16 protein-coding genes are annotated in these 18,883 nt (G+C 59.6%); 9 read left to right on the top strand and 7 right to left on the bottom strand.

Annotated features, from left to right (window positions below):
- Positions 1–67: 67 nt before the first annotated feature.
- The 4 genes from BLW22_RS28810 to BLW22_RS28795 are packed head-to-tail and all read right to left on the bottom strand — an operon-like array spanning position 68 to position 3,211.
- Positions 68–808: a penicillin-binding protein activator LpoB gene (locus BLW22_RS28810; protein WP_065926669.1), complete on the bottom strand. Its 741-nt coding sequence runs from the start codon at positions 806–808 to the stop codon at positions 68–70.
- Between the two features lie 3 nt (positions 809–811).
- Positions 812–1,399 (bottom strand): penicillin-binding protein activator LpoB, encoded by a 588-nt coding sequence (gene lpoB / locus BLW22_RS28805; protein WP_027608342.1) that lies wholly within the window; start codon positions 1,397–1,399, stop codon positions 812–814.
- 35 nt (positions 1,400–1,434) lie between these two features.
- Positions 1,435–1,806, bottom strand: coding sequence for a YcfL family putative periplasmic lipoprotein (locus BLW22_RS28800; RefSeq protein ID WP_015886478.1), 372 nt, complete (start codon positions 1,804–1,806; stop codon positions 1,435–1,437).
- 10 nt (positions 1,807–1,816) lie between these two features.
- Positions 1,817–3,211 carry a COG3014 family protein gene (locus tag BLW22_RS28795; protein WP_065926668.1) on the bottom strand — a complete coding sequence of 465 codons (1,395 nt, stop codon included), beginning with the start codon at positions 3,209–3,211 and terminating at the stop codon, positions 1,817–1,819.
- 268 nt (positions 3,212–3,479) lie between these two features.
- On the opposite strand from BLW22_RS28795, the gene BLW22_RS28790 reads away from it, so the two are divergent.
- Both BLW22_RS28790 and BLW22_RS28785 read left to right on the top strand, forming a co-directional pair.
- A complete protein-coding gene (locus BLW22_RS28790; protein ID WP_074847955.1) occupies positions 3,480–5,375 on the top strand; it encodes a cytochrome c/FTR1 family iron permease in 1,896 nt (631 codons plus the stop codon).
- A 1-nt stretch (position 5,376) separates the two neighbouring features.
- Positions 5,377–5,832, top strand: coding sequence for a YaiI/YqxD family protein (locus tag BLW22_RS28785; protein WP_065926879.1), 456 nt, complete (start codon positions 5,377–5,379; stop codon positions 5,830–5,832).
- Between the two features lie 29 nt (positions 5,833–5,861).
- Here the strand turns inward: BLW22_RS28785 and elbB are convergent, their stop codons facing one another.
- The gene (elbB, locus tag BLW22_RS28780) at positions 5,862–6,527 is read right to left on the bottom strand and encodes an isoprenoid biosynthesis glyoxalase ElbB (protein ID WP_065926666.1); all 666 of its coding nucleotides are present in this window, start codon (positions 6,525–6,527) and stop codon (positions 5,862–5,864) included.
- A gap of 116 nt (positions 6,528–6,643) precedes the next feature.
- Here elbB and BLW22_RS28775 point away from each other — a divergent pair, with 116 nt between their 5' ends.
- Positions 6,644–7,879 carry a sterol desaturase family protein gene (locus tag BLW22_RS28775; RefSeq protein WP_065926665.1) on the top strand — a complete coding sequence of 412 codons (1,236 nt, stop codon included), beginning with the start codon at positions 6,644–6,646 and terminating at the stop codon, positions 7,877–7,879.
- On the opposite strand, the gene BLW22_RS28770 is transcribed toward BLW22_RS28775, so the two are convergent.
- The gene (locus BLW22_RS28770) at positions 7,860–8,498 is read right to left on the bottom strand and encodes a DedA family protein (protein ID WP_065926664.1); all 639 of its coding nucleotides are present in this window, start codon (positions 8,496–8,498) and stop codon (positions 7,860–7,862) included. The genes BLW22_RS28775 and BLW22_RS28770 overlap by 20 nt on opposite strands.
- Before the next feature lie 208 nt (positions 8,499–8,706).
- On the opposite strand from BLW22_RS28770, the gene hemB reads away from it, so the two are divergent.
- Positions 8,707–9,720, top strand: a complete 1,014-nt coding sequence (gene hemB, locus BLW22_RS28765; protein WP_065926663.1) for a porphobilinogen synthase — start codon at positions 8,707–8,709, stop codon at positions 9,718–9,720.
- Positions 9,721–9,738: 18 nt separating this feature from the next.
- Positions 9,739–11,964 carry a polyphosphate kinase 1 gene (ppk1, locus tag BLW22_RS28760; RefSeq protein ID WP_027608351.1) on the top strand — a complete coding sequence of 742 codons (2,226 nt, stop codon included), beginning with the start codon at positions 9,739–9,741 and terminating at the stop codon, positions 11,962–11,964.
- 168 nt (positions 11,965–12,132) lie between these two features.
- On the opposite strand, the gene ppx is transcribed toward ppk1, so the two are convergent.
- Positions 12,133–13,635 (bottom strand): exopolyphosphatase, encoded by a 1,503-nt coding sequence (gene ppx / locus BLW22_RS28755; RefSeq protein WP_027608352.1) that lies wholly within the window; start codon positions 13,633–13,635, stop codon positions 12,133–12,135.
- A gap of 495 nt (positions 13,636–14,130) precedes the next feature.
- On the opposite strand from ppx, the gene BLW22_RS28750 reads away from it, so the two are divergent.
- The 4 genes from BLW22_RS28750 to BLW22_RS28735 all read left to right on the top strand — a co-directional run bounded on the left by BLW22_RS28750 (position 14,131) and on the right by BLW22_RS28735 (position 18,841).
- Positions 14,131–14,790 carry a DUF1120 domain-containing protein gene (locus BLW22_RS28750; RefSeq protein ID WP_065926662.1) on the top strand — a complete coding sequence of 220 codons (660 nt, stop codon included), beginning with the start codon at positions 14,131–14,133 and terminating at the stop codon, positions 14,788–14,790.
- Between the two features lie 83 nt (positions 14,791–14,873).
- Positions 14,874–15,521: a DUF1120 domain-containing protein gene (locus BLW22_RS28745; RefSeq protein WP_159440259.1), complete on the top strand. Its 648-nt coding sequence runs from the start codon at positions 14,874–14,876 to the stop codon at positions 15,519–15,521.
- A 92-nt stretch (positions 15,522–15,613) separates the two neighbouring features.
- The gene (locus tag BLW22_RS28740; protein WP_074847951.1) at positions 15,614–16,327 is read left to right on the top strand and encodes a fimbria/pilus chaperone family protein; all 714 of its coding nucleotides are present in this window, start codon (positions 15,614–15,616) and stop codon (positions 16,325–16,327) included.
- Between the two features lie 135 nt (positions 16,328–16,462).
- On the top strand, positions 16,463–18,841 hold the full coding sequence (locus tag BLW22_RS28735) for a fimbria/pilus outer membrane usher protein (protein WP_074847948.1): 2,379 nt from the start codon (positions 16,463–16,465) through the stop codon (positions 18,839–18,841).
- Positions 18,842–18,883 lie beyond the last annotated feature (42 nt).

Below are 18,883 nucleotides of genomic sequence, written 5' to 3'. Positions count from 1 at the left end.
ACTGACACCCTGCTATCGGGAGCAAGCCCCCTCCCACATGGGTTGTGTGTTTCCAAAGGATTACCCTTCAGCGCAGGATCTTCGGCGCTTCATCCCTTGGCAGGTTATTGCGCAACACCGGCTGGCCAGGCTCTTGATAGCCGCCGCCCAACTGTTCCGCCAGTTGCCGTGCCACGTCCTCACCCAGCGCCTTCGACACTTCCTTCACCACCCGCGGCCGGTTCAGGCTCACGCGTATGTCGCGGCTGTTCACCAGCTTGGTGTCCTGGCCTTCGCCCATGGCGGTAAACGCCGAGGTGATTTCGTAGGTGCGGGTGTTGATCAGGCTGAAATCCGCCACCAGCGTCAGGCCCAGCACCGCCGAGTAGCTGTTGGTGTGGTCCAGGGCGTTGATGTCCTGGGTGAAGTCGATGTCTGACAGCGTACCGAACAGCACATAGTCCGCGCCCTTGAAGTGACCGGCCTTTATGCGCTTGATCACGTCATAGACGTCACCCTTGGCATCGGCGGTGTAGGGCGTGCCCTGCACCAGCTGGAACTGGCGGGACTTGAGAATCTCCCCCTTGATATCACCGCTGAACTTGCGCAGCTCGGTTTGTTCGATGTAGCTGCTACGGCTCTCGTACTCGCTGTAGTTCGATGCACCGCTGGCGTTGTAGCTGCTTGCCTGGAAGTTGTTGCTGGCCGAAACCTGGTGGATGTACTCCTCGACCTGCGCCTGGTAGGCCAGGTCGGTCACCGCGATCTTGGGTGCAGCCGAGGCGCCAAAGGCGCACAACAGGCCGATCAAACCGATCCATGCACGCATTGCCTAGCGCTCCGTGGTCTTGCGGATTTCTTTTTCGTCCATCCATTCGGCCAGGCCGCTCTCGACGTCGATCAGCTGCAGGCTGAACTTGTAGAACACGTCCTTGTAGTCCGAGCTGCGCTTGACGATGGAACTGATGGAGCCTTCCAGGCGGTACTTGGCGGCGACCATGTTGCCGGTCTTGCTGACGCTGGACTTCTTATACAAGCCGCTCTGGTTCTGCAGCTTGAGCTGGTCGACCTGGCTTTGCATGTCGGTGTTGTCACTGGCGAAGCGTGCGGTGCCGGTCTTCATCAGCTGGGTCTTGATCGACGTGGTGATCTCACGGGTGTCGATGTACTCGCTGGTCTTGTTCTTCACGTCATACACCTGCACCACCGGGCGGCCTTGCAGGATGCCGGACTGGGCGAGGGAGCGGGTCATGCTTTCGGCGATCATCTGCAGGTCGGTGGAGCCGAACTCGTTGGTCACCAGTTCCACGGCCTTGGTGTCGCCGTAGCTGATGTTTTTACCACCCAGTACCGGGGAGGTATTCGCGCAGCCGCTGGCCAGGACGGCAACCACGGCGAGAATCGAGAAGCGTGCAAGCATGGGGAAATCTCTCAGCAGCAAAAAGAATGAACGGCTCAAGGGGTTTTGACTTCAAGGCGGAAGTCCGCGGCCTGGGGCACATTGGCAATGGCGGGCAGGAAGGTCGCCTGGTTGGCGTACAGGTTCAGCACTTTCCAGGTCTCTTCATCGCCCACCGGGAAACCATCGGCGCCCAGCCAGGCGAAGCGGTAATACATCATCTGGTTACTGCTGGTGATATTGCTCAGTTGCACCTTGGCGGTGAGGAAGCCGTTCTCGCGGGCCACACGAATGGCGCCGACCGCGATGCCCTTGAACTTGCCCATCACCACGATCTTGCTCGCGGCGCTGCCAGGCTCCGGTGGTGGCGGGGTGGCGCAGCCGGCAAGCAGGACCAGCGCCAGTGCGCCGAGGATAAAGTGACGCATAGGGTGCTCCTTAAGGTTGTTTGAGGGCGATGGCCTGGGTTGTCGTGCCGGGCAGCACATGGGCGGCGAGGCCACCGGCGAACACTTGGTTGCCGACCACGCGCAGGGTGATCACCTGGTAGCGCTGGTCGGCCTTGATCGTTACCAGCGTGCCACCCAGGGCGTTGGGCAGGCTGACCTGGTGTTCACCACGCTTGAGGCGCAGACGCGTGACTTGGGTCATGTCCGGCAGGGTGCGCCAGGTGCGGGTGTCGGCGCCTTCGGTCACGGCCGAGGCGATACCCAGTACCAGGCCTGCCATGGGGTTGGTCTTGTTCAGGTTGTTCTGCGCCACACCACGGCTTACCGCACGCACGGTAGTGCGCAGGATGATGCCTGGCATGTCGTCACGCAGGGCGCGGCGGGACATGGCCGTGGTGCTGTTGAGCGCCGTGAGGTTCTGTTGCTGGCCGTCGACACCGATCTGGGCAAAGGTCGCTGTGGAGGTGTCGGCCTTGATCACCGGGAACGACAGCGGGGTGATCACCAGATTGCCATTGATCGGGATCGGCAGCGGCAGGCGGATCGAGTCGCGGGCGGGTGCGAGGCCGCTCTGCACTACGATCAGCACGTCGGTTTCGTCACTGCCGACCTTGGATTTGTCCAGGTCGAGCAGCGCTTTTTCCAGCAGTGGTGTGTTAGGGCGCAGCTCGACGGCCTTGCGATAACCGGGGGCTGCCAGGTCTTTTTCGCCCAGGGCTTCGTAGACGAAGCCGGCCAGGTAATGGCTGAACGCACTCTGGTAGCTGTTCTTCAGGCCGACCACCTCCGGCGCGTCGAGGGCCTGCACCGGGTAGCCGTGCAGGTCCTTGATCTGGGTGGTCACGCCCTGTTGCTCGGCTTCGTCTTCGCGCTTGAGGTATTCCTTGTCGCGCAGGTCGGCGATCACCGCTTCGCGTTCGTGGGTCTTCTTGATTTCGGTGCGTGCACCGTCGAAGTCGTTCAAGGCCAGCAGGTTCAGGGCCATCTGCGTGGTCAGCATGACTTTTTCGTAGTCATAGCCTTCGTAGCGACGCACCTTGTCATTGGCCAGGAAGCTGCCGAACTGGGAAAGGTATTTTGCGCTGTCGAACTTGACCGACTCTTCCCACTTGTAGACTTGCAGGTCGGCGCTGCGCCAGGCGGTCTGGCTGCCGGTCAGGTCGCCCTTGGCCCGCAGCAACTCGCCCTTTTCGAAGAAATACAGCAGGTCTTTGTCTTCGCCGGTGTTGTTCTTTTCCAGCAGGGTCAGGGCGGCGTCAACATTGCCGGTGGCGAGTTGCTGGTTGGTGGCTTGCAGCTCGGCGTCGTAGCTGCGGAACATTGAACAGCCGCTGAGCAAAGTGACTGCCGCGAGCGCGAGCGGAGGTAAGGCGCGAAAAACCATGTCACTTCTTCCCTGAAAGTAGTCAACCAATATGGTTATTCCTCATAAAACCGAGGAACGAAATTCCCTTTCGCACTAACAGGGCGCGGCATTATAAGCATCGTTACTGGCAAAACAATGGCTTTTTGCCTCGATTGAGCTGACAGCGATGCCAGTAACCCATCTCCAAAATGCCCCGTCCGCCCACACGACAAATCACTAACGCCTTGAGTCAAACCCTTTAACGCTTAACAATGTGTTACTTCGTATTTCCACTTGAGATTCATTCATGACTGGCCCCTTCCGTTTTCTCGCCTGGCTGCTGTTGCCGGCATTGATGTCGTGCAGCTTCAACCTGCTGGCCGCGACTGCCGAGGGCGCTCCACAAGCCCTGCATCTGCTGGACTACATTGGCGCCGACTACCCACCGACGGTAGAGGCGGGCAAGGTGGTGGATGATTCGGAATACCGCGAGCAGGTGGAGTTTCTTGGGGTCTTGCAGGGGTTGGTGGCGGATTTGCCGCAAAAGCCTGAGCGCGCGGAACTGGTGAAGGGGGTCGAGGAACTGCTGGCGGCTGTCACCGCTCATGCAGACGGCGCGACCGTCGCTCGCCAGGCCCGCCAGTTGGGCGCCAAGCTGGCAGTCGCGTATGAAGTCAGCCAAGCCCCGGCCATCACGCCCGACCCGACGCGCGGCGCACCGCTCTACGCCCAGCACTGTTCGGTGTGCCACGGCACTGCCGGTGCCGGCGATGGTCCGGCCGGCGTGGGGATGACGCCGCCTCCGGCCAACTTGACGGATGCTGCGCGCCTGGATCGCCTGAGCCTTTACGCGATCTACAACACCCTGGGCCTGGGTGTCGAAGGCACTGACATGCCGTCCTTTGCTGACCAACTGGACGACCGCCAGCGTTGGGACCTGGCCACCTACATCGCCGGCTTCACCGCCGACCCGGCTGCGGCGAAAAGCGAGCAGCCCTTCAACCTCGCCGACCTGGCCCGCCAGACGCCTAATGAAGTGCTGGCCGCAAACGGCCCAACCGCTGCCGCGACCTTCCGCGCCCAGCGTGCGCAACCGCCGCAGGTCAAGCGTGGCCCGGCGCAGTTGCTCGATTACACCGCCAGCACCCTGGACAAGAGCCTCGCAGCGTTCCGTAACGGTGACCACGAGCAAGCCTATGATTTGTCGGTGGCGGCGTACCTGGAAGGCTTTGAGCTGGTGGAAAGCTCACTGGATAACGTCGATGCCAACGTGCGTAAGGACACCGAGAAGGCCCTGATGGCTTACCGGCAGTCGTTACAGGACGGTCTGCCGATCGAGCAGGTGCAGCAGCGTCTGGACGTGGCCAAGGGCAAGCTCACCGAGTCCGCAGGCTTGCTGGGCAGCGATGGCTTGAGCTGGTCGTTGAGCTACATTTCCGGTCTGCTGATCCTGCTGCGTGAAGGCCTGGAAGCCATCCTGGTGCTGGCGGCGATCCTGGCGTTCCTGCGCAACACCGGCCAGCAATCGGCGGTGCGCAGCGTCAACGTCGGCTGGGGCCTGGCACTATTGGCCGGCTTGGCCACCTGGGCATTGGCGGCGTATGTGATTGATGTCAGCGGCGCCCAGCGCGAATTGCTCGAAGGCTGCACGGCGCTGTTCGCCAGTGTGATGGTGCTGTGGCTTGGCGTGTGGATGCACGACCGCCGCCATGCCGCGGCGTGGCAGGACTACATCAAGAGCAGCCTGGTGGGCGGCGGTGGGCGTTTCGGTTTTGCGATATTGGCGTTCTTCTCGGTCTACCGCGAGCTGTTCGAAGTGATCCTGTTCTACGAAACCCTGTGGCTGCAAGCGGGCCCGGCCGGGCACAACGCGGTGCTGGCGGGTGGTGCCACGGCGTTGGTGCTGCTGGTGGGCCTGGCCTGGGTGATCCTGCGCGGTTCGGCGAAACTGCCGCTGGCGCTGTTTTTCGGCATCAATGCGGGGCTGTTGTGCGCGTTGTCGGTGGTGTTCGCCGGGCATGGCGTCAAGGCGTTGCAGGAAGCCGGCATCTTCGGCACGCGGCCAGTGGCGTTCTTTGACTTCGACTGGCTGGGCATCCACGCCGATGCGTACTCGTTGAGCGCACAGGCCGTGGCGATCCTGGCCATTGTGGTGCTCTATGGCCGCAGCCGGCTGGCAGAAAAGCAGCGAGTGGCGGCATAACATGCGCGTATGGATCGATGCAGACGCCTGCCCCCGGGCCGCCAAGGAGCAGGTGGTGAAGTTCGCCCTCAAGCGCCAGTTCGAGGTCGTCCTGGTGGCCGGCCAAAGCCAGATCAAGCCGAGCTTCTCGTGCGTGAAGTTGATCGTGGTGCCCAGCGGCCCGGACGCAGCAGATGACTATCTGGTGGAGCACGCAGTGCCCGGCGAACTGGTGATCTGCAGCGATGTGCCCCTGGCCGACCGCCTGGTGAAGAAGGGCGTCACGGCCCTCGACCCTCGGGGCAAGGAGTTCAGCCCGGCGAACATGAGTGAGCGATTGGCGGTGCGCAACCTGTTTACCGACCTGCGCGAGCAGGGCCAGATGGGCGGTGGACCACCGCCCCATGGGGAGAAGGACAAGCAGGCATTTGCCAACTCACTCGACAGGATACTGACGCGGTTAATGCGCCAGTCCTGATCCGTTGGAGAGGGAGCCCGGCATCCCCACTAATCGTTCTCGTGGGTCAGCTCCAGCACCCGGTCCACCAGCTTGTTGATGCCTGAGGCCACTTCACTGATGCTCTTGCCGAGCATATAGGCGGGCGTACTGACCAACTTGCGTGCGGTGTCCTCGACAATGTCTTCCACGCTGCATTCCTGGTGGGTGGCGCCCATCTTGTCCAGGGCCGCGGCAGTGTCGGTGTCGTTGCCGATGGTGCAGGTCACGCCCGGGCCGTAGATCTTCGCGGCCAGGGCCGGCGAGATGCAGATCAGCCCCACCGGCTTGCCCGCTTCGGCAAAGGCTTCGGCCAGTTCCAGCACTTGCGGGTTGACGCTGCAACCCGCGCCCTCGACGGCAAAGTTGGACAAGTTCTTCGCCGCACCGAACCCACCGGGTACGATCAGCGCATCGAACTCGTCGGCGTTGGCGTCTCGAATATCCTTGATCTCGCCCCGGGCAATGCGGGCCGACTCCACGAGCACGTTGCGCGACTCGGGCATTTCCTCGCCGGTCAGATGGTTGATCACATGCAACTGGGCGATATCGGGTGCAAAACACTGGACCTGAGCACCGCGCTGATCCAGGCGCAGCAGGGTGATCACGCTTTCGTGGATCTCTGCGCCGTCGTACACGCCGCAGCCGGAAAGGATCACTGCAATCTTTTTGCTCATGGGCATTTCTCCTGGAGTCTTGGCGTTAAATGTCTACTAATTTGTCACCTGTTGCCAATGGGATCTCGCGCTGCTGCACCTAATCTTGATGTAACAAAAATAGACCGGACCAGACCATGGACTTCGTGCCTTACGCGGTACCGTTTTTCATTGCCTTGATTGTGGTGGAGCTGCTCGCCGACCGTTGGCGTGGCCAGCGCAACTACCGGGTGGCGGACGCCATCAACAGCCTCAGCACCGGCGTGCTGTCCACCACCACCGGGCTGTTGACCAAGGGTATGGGGCTGCTGACCTACGCGTTCGCCCTCAAGCACCTGGCGTTGATCGAACTGCCTGCCCACAGCGTCTGGACCTGGGTATTCGCCTTTGTGTTCTACGACTTCTGCTACTACTGGCTGCACCGGATGGGGCACGAGCGCAATATCCTGTGGGCCGCGCACTCGGTGCATCACCAGAGCGAGGACTACAACCTCAGCACCGCCCTGCGCCAGACCAGCACCGGCTTCCTGCTGAGCTGGATCTTCTACCTGCCCCTGGCCGTGCTTGGCGTACCGCTGGTGGTGTTTATCAGCGTGGCGTCCCTCAACCTGTTGTATCAATTCTGGGTGCATACCCGGCACGTGCCCAAGCTTGGCTGGTTCGAGTGGTTTTTCGTCACGCCCTCCAATCATCGGGCCCACCATGCACAGAACGCTCTCTACATGGATCGCAACTACGGCGGTGTGTTCATTCTTTGGGACCGGCTGTTCGGCACCTTCCAGGAAGAAGACGACAACGAGCCGGTGATTTTCGGCGTGACCACACCCTTGGCCAGCTGGAATCCGTTATGGGCCAACCTGCAGTTTTATGCACAGCTTTGGCGTGATGCACGGCGTACCGAAAGTAAGTGGGACAAGCTGCGCATCTGGTTCATGCGCACCGGTTGGCGCCCGGCGGACGTGAAGGCCAAATACCCCGTGGCCAAGCCGGATTTGAGCCAGTTCCGCAAATTCGACGTGCCACTGGACGCGCGCCAACAGGTCTACATCGCCCTGCAGTTCGCGGCGTATGTGGGGTTTGGCAGCTATTTGATGAATGTCGGCGAGGGTCTGCCCAGCGCAGCGCTGATTGTCGGCTGGGGGGCGATGGCGCTTGGATTGTTCACCCTGGGGGTAGCCCTGGAGAACCGCCCGTGGGCGTTAAAGGCAGAGCTGATACGCCTGGCGCTGAATGTGCCGTTGGTGTGGCTGGCGCCGGTGGTCGGGCTGTGGCCGGCCAGCAACCTGGGCTGGCTGGGCCTGGTGAGCTACAGCCTGCTCAGCGTGATTGGCCTCTACTGTTGCAGGGGCCGGCTTACTCGACTGGTGTCTTAGGCGCTTCTACCGGGACGGGCTCGGTGGCGGCGAGCCGCGCCTTGGCATCGGCACAGGCCTGGCGGGCGATACGGGCGTTCTTGAAGCGGCGGCGCAGCCACAGGCCAAAGCCCAGCAGCAGCAAGGCGCCCAGTACCCATAGCTCGTATTTCTTGACGCTGCCCAGCATGCCTTCCAGTACCGCGCCGAAATGATAAGCCGCAGCGCCCAGGGCCGCCGCCCAGATTGCAGCACCTATACCGTTGAGGATCAGGTAGCGCAGTGGCGGGTAGCCTGACAGGCCGATCGCAACAGGCATTACCGTGCGTAAGCCGTAGACAAAGCGGAAGCTCAGCACCCAGATATCCGGGTGCTTGCGGATATGTTCCAGGGCCTTGTCGCCCATCAATTGCCAGCGCGGCTTGCGCGCCAACAGTTTGCGGCCGTGCTTGCGCCCCATGTAATACCAAAGCTGGTCGCCGGCGTAGCTGCCGAAGAAGGCAACGACCACCACCAGGTTGATATCCATGTACCCACGGAACGCCAGGAAGCCTGCGAGAACCAGGATGGTTTCGCCTTCGAAGAACGTGCCTAGGAAGAGGGCAAAGTAGCCGAAGTCATGCAGAAATTGTTGAAGCATGGTCTGGGTGCTGGCGAAATGAACGCGCAGCCTACGCCTTCGTGAACATTCATGAAAGTATCGAGATGTGTCACGAAGTGAACAATTCCTACATTAACCGACGAATGCGACTACAGGTCGCATCGTTAAGCACAACTGTCATACCTTCGTCATAATGCCCGCTTATAACTGCAACGCTCGCCCGTGAACCCGGGCTCAGGAGTCTGTCGTGAGCTTTACCCCTGCCAATCGCCTGTTCCCTGCTACCCGCCTGCGCCGTAATCGCCGTGATGATTTTTCTCGCCGCCTGGTTCGTGAAAACGTACTGACGACGGATGATCTGATCCTGCCGGTGTTTGTACTCGACGGTGAAAATCGCCGGGAATCGGTAGCGTCGATGCCGGGTGTAGAGCGTCTGACCATTGATCTGCTGCTTGAAGAGGCAGCGGACTGGGTCGACCTGGGGATTCCGGCGTTGGCGTTGTTTCCGGTCACGCCGTCTGAACTCAAGTCCCTTGATGCTGCCGAAGCCTGGAACCCGGACGGTATCGCCCAGCGCGCCACCCGCGCCCTGCGCGAGCGTTTCCCGGAGCTGGGGGTGATCACCGACGTGGCGTTGGACCCGTTCACCACCCACGGGCAGGATGGCATTCTTGACGAAGACGGCTATGTTCAGAACGACATTACCGTCGACGCGCTGGTCAAGCAGGCCTTGTCCCATGCGGCAGCAGGCGCCCAGGTGGTTGCGCCGTCGGACATGATGGATGGCCGCATCCAGGCGATTCGCGAAGCCCTGGAACTGGCCGGCCACGTCAATGTGCGGATCATGGCCTACTCGGCCAAGTACGCCAGCGCCTACTACGGCCCGTTTCGCGATGCGGTGGGCTCGGCGCTGAACCTGGGCAAGGCCAACAAGGCTTCGTACCAGATGGACCCGGCCAACAGCCATGAAGCCTTGCACGAAGTGGCGGCGGATTTGGCCGAAGGTGCCGACATGGTGATGGTCAAGCCGGGGATGCCGTACCTGGACATCCTTTACCGAGTCAAAGAGGAATTCAAAGTGCCGACCTTTGTGTATCAGGTCAGTGGCGAATACGCCATGCACATGGCTGCAATCCAAAATGGCTGGTTGAGTGAAGGGGTAATCCTAGAATCCTTGACGGCCTTTAAACGTGCCGGGGCTGATGGCATCCTGACCTATTTCGCCGCCCGCGCCGCCCAATTGCTTAGAGAGCAACAATAGCCCTCACAGGAACATTCGATGAATACCGAAGGACTCTCCGAAGTTGCCGTAAAAGACGCTCACCCGGTGGTGGAACAAGTCACCGAGACCCCGCCGGAGCACGAGCCGGCCGCGCCTGTGGTGGTAGCCGAAGCGCCAGCCCCGGCCCCGGTGGCCGCCGTAGTGACCAATCTGGATGACAGCAGCCTGTACATCCACCGCGAGCTGTCACAACTGCAATTCAACATCCGCGTGCTTGAACAGGCACTGGATGAGTCCTACCCGTTGCTGGAACGCCTGAAGTTCCTGCTGATTTTCTCCAGCAACCTGGATGAATTCTTCGAGATCCGCGTCGCCGGCCTCAAGAAACAGATCACCTTCGCCCGTGAACAAGCTGGCGCGGACGGCCTGCAGCCGCACCAGGCGCTGGCGCGCATCAGCGAGCTGGTGCACGGTCATGTGGATCGCCAGTACGCGATCCTCAATGACATCCTGTTGCCGGAACTGGAAAAGCATCAGGTTCGCTTCATCCGTCGCCGCCACTGGACTACCAAGATCAAGACCTGGGTGCGTCGCTACTTCCGCGACGAAATCGCGCCGATCATCACCCCGATCGGCCTGGACCCGACGCACCCGTTCCCACTGCTGGTGAACAAGAGCCTGAACTTTATCGTCGAGCTGGAAGGTATCGACGCTTTCGGTCGCGATTCGGGCCTGGCGATCATCCCGGCGCCGCGCTTGCTGCCACGGATCATCAAGGTACCCGAAGAGGTGGGGGGCGCTGGCGACAACTATGTATTCCTGTCGTCGATGATCCATGCCCACGCCGATGACCTGTTCCAAGGCATGAAGGTCAAGGGCTGCTACCAGTTCCGCCTGACCCGTAACGCCGATCTGGCGCTGGATTCCGAAGACGTCGAAGACTTGGCCCGCGCCCTGCGCGGCGAGCTGTTCTCGCGGCGCTACGGTGATGCGGTGCGCCTGGAAGTGGCCGACACCTGCCCGAAACACCTGTCGGACTACCTGCTCAAGCAGTTCAACCTGGGCGAGACCGAGCTGTACCAGGTCAATGGCCCGGTGAACCTCACGCGCCTGTTCAGCATCACTGGCCTGGACAGCCATCCGGAGCTGCAATACACCCCGTTCACCCCGCAGATCCCGAAACTGCTGCAAAACAGCGAGAACATCTTCAGCGTCGTGAGCAAGCAGGACATCCTGCTGCTGCACCCGTTCGAGTCCTTCACCCCGGTGGTCGACCTGCTGCGCCAGGCTGCCAAGGACCCGCACGTGTTGGCCGTGCGCCAGACCCTGTACCGTTCCGGTGCCAACTCGGAAATCGTCGACGCGCTGGTAGACGCCGCGCGCAACGGCAAGGAAGTCACTGCGGTGATCGAGTTGCGCGCGCGCTTTGACGAAGAGTCGAACCTGCAATTGGCCAGCCGCCTGCAAGCGGCCGGCGCGGTAGTGATCTACGGCGTGGTGGGCTTCAAGACCCACGCCAAGATGATGCTGATCCTGCGCCGTGAAGCCGGTGAAATCGTGCGTTACGCCCACCTGGGCACCGGCAACTACCACGCCGGCAACGCCAAGCTCTATACCGACTACAGCCTGCTGACTTCCGACGACGCCTTGTGTGAAGACGTCGGCAAGTTGTTCAGCCAGTTGATCGGCATGGGCAAGACGTTGCGCATGAAGAAGCTGCTGCACGCGCCGTTCACCCTCAAGAAGGGCATGCTCGACATGATTGCCCGCGAGACCCAGTTCGCCCTCGAGGGCAAACCGGCGCACATCATCGCCAAGTTCAACTCGCTGACCGATCCGAAGATCATCCGCGCGCTGTACAAGGCCAGCCAGTCCGGCGTGCGTATCGACCTGGTGGTGCGTGGCATGTGCTGCCTGCGTCCGGGCATTGTCGGCGTGTCGCATAACATCCATGTGCGCTCGATCATCGGCCGCTTCCTGGAACACACGCGGGTGTTCTACTTCCTTAACGGCGGCGAGGAGCAGATGTTCCTCTCCAGTGCCGACTGGATGGAGCGCAACCTCGACAAGCGCGTGGAGACCTGCTTCCCGGTCGAGGGCAAGAAGCTGATCATGCGGGTCAAGAAGGAGCTGGAAAGCTACCTCACCGATAACACCCACAGCTGGAGCCTGCAGTCGGATGGCCGTTACGTGCGTAACACGCCGACCGGCAACCAGAATCCGCGCAGCGCCCAGGCGACGTTGCTGGAAAAGTTGGGTAGCCCGATTCTGTCGGTGAACTAACAGACAACACGCTCTGAAAATGTGGGAGGGGCGGTGCGACGACTCGACTTGCTCCCGATTGCGGTGGTTCAGTCAAAGTATTCGCGACTGACACACCGTAATCGGGAGCAAGTCGAGTCGTCGCACCGCCCCTCCCACATTTGTTTTTGCAGTGTTCATGAGATCGGGTTAGCGCAGGTTCAGGCTGAACCCCACCCGCGTCAGCCACTCCGCTTCCTGGGCGAAGTCCGCCTGGGTCAGCTGGTTCTCATCCAGCCAGCCTTTGGGGAATACGACATCCAGGCTGTCGCCATTGGCACGCAGGGTTACCTGGGGCATCTGCTGGGTGCCACGAATGTGGTGGAACAGGATCGCGAAGCGCAGCAGCACGCACAGGCGGATCAGCTTGATGCCTTCATCGCCGAACTCGGCAAACTTGTCCTTGGGAATATTGCGACGATGGCCGCGCACCAGCAGCGCGAGCATCTGCTGGTCTTCCCGGGAGAAACCCGCCAGGTCGGAGTGCTCGATCAGGTAGGCGCCGTGCTTGTGGTAGTGGTAGTGGGCGATATCCAGGCCCACTTCATGCACCTTGGCCGCCCAGCCGAGCAGTTCGCGCCATACGCCGTCTTCCAGGTCCCAGTCTTCGGCGACCTGATCGAACGCATGCAGGGCTTTACGCTCCACGCGGGCTGCCTGCTCCTGATCGACGTGATAGCGCTCCATCAGCGAAGTGAGCGTGCGCTCTCGTACGTCTTCATGATGATGGCGGCCCAGCAGGTCATACAGCACGCCTTCGCGCAGGGCGCCGTCACAGTGGTCCATGCGTTGCAGTTCGAGGGCGTCGAAGATCGCCTCGAGAATCGCCAGGCCGGCCGGGAAGATGGTGCGACGGTCGGGCTTGATGCCGTCGAAGTCGATCTTCTCGGCATCCCCCAGCTTGAACAGCTTGCGCTTGAGCCAGGCCAGGCCTTCGGCGTTGACCTCGCCGGTGCCGTGGCCGCCGGCCTTGAGCGCCAGGCCGATGGCACGGATGGTGCCGGACGAGCCGATGGCTTCATCCCAGGTCAAGCGGTGCAGGGCGTGCTCGATGCTCATGATCTCCAAACGCGCTGCCGTGTAGGCCTGGGCGTAGCGCGCCGGGGTGATCTTGCCGTCCTTGAAATAGCGTTGGGTATAACTGACACAGCCCATCTGCAGGCTTTCGCGCAGCAGCGGTTCGAAGCGCTGGCCGATGATGAACTCGGTACTGCCGCCGCCGATGTCCGCCACCAGGCGCTTGCCGGGGGTATCTGCGAGTGTATGGGACACGCCGAGGTAGATCAGGCGTGCTTCTTCGCGGCCGGAGATGACTTCTACGGGGTGGCCGAGGATTTCCTCGGCGCGACGGATGAATTCGCCCCGGTTACGGGCTTCGCGCAGGGCGTTGGTGCCGACGATTCGCACGGCGCCCAGGGGCATGCCGTTGATCAGCTGTGCAAAACGCTTGAGGCAGTCGAGCCCGCGTTGCATGGATTCTTCATTGAGCTGGCGCTCATCGTCGATCCCGGCAGCCAGTTGCACTTTCTCTCCGAGCCGCTCAAGGATGCGGATTTCGCCGTTCTGGGCCTTGGCCACGACCATGTGAAAGCTGTTGGAGCCCAGGTCGATGGCGGCGATCAGGGACAGATTCTTGGCTTGGGATTGCGGCATGGTTTGGGGGTCTCGGTCGATAACCTTGCCATCGTGCCACGATCGATCGCTGGAGCCAACGCGTAGTAACAGAGGATTTTTCCTCGTATACCTATAAGTGCTTTCTGCGTGGCACGTAGGACCGGCCCACAAATGATGTATTACAAAGCCAGAAAGCACTGGATTTTGTACTGGCTATTCTTGGTTTTATTGAGTGTGTCGATAAGTCTTACGCCGTTTTATGTTTGTCCTAACTTGCTGTGTCCCTGTTCGTATACATGGGGTTGTTTTTTAGAGTGGAGATAGGGATCACTCTTACATGAGGTGTCATTTTTTCCGGTTTTATTATTCTCTTGGAATATGAATACTCACGTTCGGCACCTGTCCCGGGTGGTGTTTATAGGTCGGAGCTTCAAGGACGAGATATTCATATGCGCACCAGGCGTGACGCAGGGGAGGTGTTCTGATCATTCAATAACTGGCCAGCCTATGGTCATTGCTATGGATGGAAGTTAGATGAAGAAGAATTACCCAGTAGTGGCGGGCCTATGCCTCGTCGTTGCGAGCCTGACTGTCCAGGCTGCCGATGTACGTGTAAAAGGCGCGATCGCTCCAGCCAGTTGCAGTTTTACACTCACCCGCTCGGTCATTGACTATGGAACTATTCACCCGAGCAGCCTGAGTCCGACAAGTTATACCAAGCTGGATAAGAAGAGTGTTCCCTATACGGTGAGGTGCAGTGGTCAGTCTAAAATAAAAGTGGGTATCAAGAGCGTTGATAATCGAGCTGGCTCGAGAATACCAGGCATGATGCTGGGGCAGTTTGGCGGGAACTACAAGGACCTCTACAATTTTGGTCTGGGGGCCACTTCCAGGGGGCAGAAAATTGGAGGTTATGTAGTGCACCTTCGAAATTCTGTAGCTGACGGCAAGTCGGTAGGGATTGTTAGCTCGGAAAATAACGGCGTACGATGGGAACCAAACAGTACCCAAGCAGTAGGCCACACTGCCAATATAGCCAGTTGGCGTGCGGGGAATGTGTATGCGCCGATATTGGTTAATGCTGTTTCCGGCAATGTTGAAGTTCAAGCCGTCATAAACAAGACGTCCGAACTTGATATGAGCAACCAGATCAACCTGGACGGCCATTTCACCCTGGAGTTGCGCTACCTCTAGGCTTCTCCACACAGGTATCCATGGCGTGCTGACTATGAAGTGTCAATCAGCACGTGTCTCTTTGGCTATTGTCGATGATTGCTATGAAGAAGATTATTTCGTTATCAGGTATGTTTCTCGCTATGCTGGGTTTGAGTGCGCAAGCTGCGGACTTACGAGTGAGAGGCTCCATTGCGCCTGCCAGTTGCAGTTTTACTATTGTTAATTCAACGATAGATTACGGTCGGATTGATCCTAGGTCACTGAGTGCTACTAACTACACCAAACTGGCCAAAAAGGGGACGCCTTACACCGTCAGGTGTGCATCGCCCACGTTTGTTGGTATTAAGGCACAGGATAACCGCGCGTCCAGCAAGGTGCGCGGCATGATGGTGAGTCAGTACAATATTACTTATAACGATGATTTCAATTATGGTCTTGGGTTTACCTCGAAGAATGAAAAAATCGGCGGCTACGTGGTTTTCATGGAAAACAACATTGCCGATGGTAAAGCTGTACTGGTTGCGCGGTCTAATAATAATGGCGCGAGTTGGGGGATCACCGATCCTGTCTTGGGGCAGTCAGGCAAGGTTGGAAGTTGGCGTACGAACGCCAGCTATTCGCCGATTAAAATAACCGTCGTCTCGGGGAATTTGAATGTCCAGCCAGTGATCAATAAAACATCTGCGCTGAGCATGAATAACGAAATAAAACTTGATGGCCATACAACCCTGGAATTGGTCTATCTCTAAAAGCTTCCAGGCGATTCAGGTCGGCTTGCAGTCTCTTTGGCGGCAGCCAACCTGATTCGGCGTGTTTCGTTATTGCTGTGAAGGAAGTGTTGATGCTTGTTTCTACAAGAAAAAAATCTATTCTGGCCGGTTGTTTGTGTCTGGGTTTTGTTTTCTGCCGTGCCGCGTATGCAGACGGCATGGAGCCGGAAACAACAGTTGTCATTCTCAATGAGGCGGATGGTGAAGTCAGCATCAATGTCACCAATACGGACCCAAGTCCTGCCTTGCTTCATTCAGTTATCGAAGATATACCGGAAGACCCGGAGCCTTTAGCCGTCATTACTCAGCCCGTTGCGCGTGTCGATAGCGGTGAGCGGCAAATGGTCAGGGTTATGGCAATCAATAAGGAGCCTCTCAAAACCCAACGTTTGAAGCGCATTACGTTTGAAGGTATTCCCCAGGCACAACCCGGCTCGGGCGCGACAATTGGTATCAGCCTACGGCAAAACCTGCCGCTCATTCTCCACCCCAAAGGTTTACCCCAACATCATGCACCGTGGGAACTGCTGACCTGGAGCCTTCACGGCAATACCTTGAGCGCACGCAACAACAGCCCCTATGTGGTGCGCCTGGCGGCTGAGGTGGTCTTGAACCCGCAGAAGGTGAATGCGCTTTTGCCGCGTACCTATATCTTGCCGGGCGAAACCCTCAGCGTTGCCGTGGAAAAACGTTCTGCAGCCACGTCGGTCACCCTTATGCCGGCCACGCTCTATGGGTTTTCCGTCGATAGCTACGAGGCTTTGCTCGTAGCGAATCAGCCGTGACCTGCCATGGGAAAAAAAGCCAGCAGGTTTTGTAGCGCCGTACGTGGGCAGCCATCCCGGGCGCCAATAAAACCTGAGGAGGCTTTCAGGCGAAGCGGAATCAGCCTTTCGGTTTGGGCGGTGGTGGTGTCGGGAATGGCCGCTGACGTTTACGCCGCGCCGGCGGCGGTGCTCGGATTTGACCTTGCCACCTTGCAGGCGCGTGGTATCGACCCTTCAGTTGCGCGCTACTTTCAGCAAGCCCCTCGGTTCAGCGAGGGCACGCGCGTCGTCGATTTGACGGTCAACGGTAATCCCATCGGGTTGACTGACGCGCGGTTTAACCATGAAGGCGCGCTGTGTTTCAACCGTGGGCTATTGGATCGGGCGGGACTGCAGATTCCCGCCACGGTGATCGATAAGCAAGTCTCTGCCGCCCAGGCCTGTCATGACTTTATTGCCGAGTATCCGAAAACGGTAGTGACCTTGCGCCCAGGGCGTGAGGAGGTTGTGCTGGTCGTCCCGACCCAGGCGCTGCGCGACATGCAACAAAGCACTGGTCATTACGCCCGGGGAGGTGCAGCGGCGCTGGTCAACTACGATGTCCAAGGCGTCAATGCCCACTCGCGGGGGGATCGAGGGCGCTTTTTATCCGCTTCAACGGAAATGGGTTTCAATGTGGGCAATTGGATCGTCCGCAGTCGTCAGCTCTATCTCTCCAACGATGAGCGTTCGGCGACTGAGCATCTGTATGCATACGCGCAGCGCGATATCGCTCCCTTGGCTTCGACATTTCAGGCAGGCCAGATATCGGCTGATAGCCCCGTGTTCGGTGGTGTTCAACTGATCGGTGCACAGCTGTTTCCTGACGGAATGGAAAACCGCACCAGCAGCAATGGCGTTTTGGTTGAAGGGCGGGCGCGGAGTCAGTCGCGGGTGGAGGTCCGGCAGTCCGGCGCATTGATTTATACCACTCTCGTCCCGGAAGGGCCGTTCACCTTGCGCAATTTGCCACTGCTCAATGGCACCAGCGACCTCGACGTCAGGGTTATCGAAATCAAGGGGGGGCAACACAGTTTTATCGTGCCGGCCGCCTCGTTCCGTGGATCGGTTCCGATTAAATCGGGATATACCGCTGCAATAGGAAAGGTGCGTGATGTGGATCGAAGGGGCGCCGCCGAACCTCTGTTGGCCATGGCCAGCGGAACGTGGGCGTTAGGGGAGGATACGGCCCTCAGTTCGGGAGTTCAGGGCACGGACAACTACCACTCGGTGGGCCTGGCGTTGGACAGTAGCTTTGACCAGCGGTTTTCACTGGGATTGCGCAATAACCTTTCCCATGACCGTAAGCAAAAGGCACGCGGTTCGCGTAGCGGCGTTTCGTTTGGCAGTACGCTGCCGGGCAACGTCCAGATGAACTTGAGCGCCACTCGCCAGACGTCGGGTTACCGGGATGTGCTCGAAGCTGTTGGCGGCGAGCCCGGCGAGGTACAGGGCGCGCGCGCCAGGCACCAGTACACGGCAGGCTTCAGTTGGTCAGACCCTCAATTGGGTGGCTTCGCTGTCGGTTATTCCCGTTCGGCTCATTTCGACAATCGTACTTCCCAGCATATCTACGGCGCGTGGAACAAAAACTTCAGGCACGCCAATGTTGCGGTGAGCATTGACTCCCAGATAGGTGCGTCAGGCGACTCCAGAGACAAAAATGATGGCTTGGGCATGCGCTTGCAGATCACTGTTCCACTGGGCAGTGACCGCTCCGTGACCTCGACGGTTCGACGCCAAGGGCGTCATGCCGGTATCGGTACAGCCTACAGCGAGCGCGTGAATGACACCCTGAACTACGAGTTAAGGGGCGAACGCGACCTGAGAGGTACCAGCGATCAGTCGGTGGGTGGAACGCTCAACGCGACGTCTCGTTATACCCAGCTCGGCCTGGGGCTCAATCGAGACTCGTCCAGCACGATCTATAGCGGGCAGCTACAAGGCGCCGTGGTTGCTCACGAGCGAGGCCTGACACTGTCTCCCTACCGTGTAGAGGACACTTTCGGTGTGGCGTCGGTGGGGAATATTCCGGGTGCTCGCATCAGTACCCCTCAGGGGCCCGTCTGGACCGACCGCTGGGGAATGGCCGTGATTCCCGGCTTACCCGCTTATCAGGGCAGCCTTGTCGAGGTGGACGGTAAAAGCTTGCCACGCCAGGTTGATCTCAATAATGGCACGAAGATGCTGGAGGTCGGGCGAGGCTCGTTCAGTACGGTCGAGTTTGAGGTCTCGAAGGTTCGCCGGATGCTGGTGCGTGTCAGCGACCCAAGCGGGCAGCCGTTGCCCAAGGGGACGTCGGTGCTTGCCGCCGATAACACGTTCCTGACCACGGTGGTGGGGGACGGAATGATCTTCCTCAACAATATTGAGCATTCCCAGGTACTGACCTTGTCGTCGCCGAATGCGACTCCCTGCAAACTGCAACTCGATCTGGCGGAGCCCAGCTATGACGGCCAACTGTATGAAACCTCCTCGGCAGTCTGTCGTTAAGGCTGCCCTTGCCTCGGGACGCTTTCCAGGCGGGGTGGGATT

It is taken from the genome of Pseudomonas marginalis (assembly GCF_900105325.1).
GTDB classification, from domain to species: Bacteria; Pseudomonadota; Gammaproteobacteria; order Pseudomonadales; family Pseudomonadaceae; genus Aquipseudomonas; species Aquipseudomonas marginalis.
This window is presented reverse-complemented; position numbering and strand designations above follow the sequence as displayed.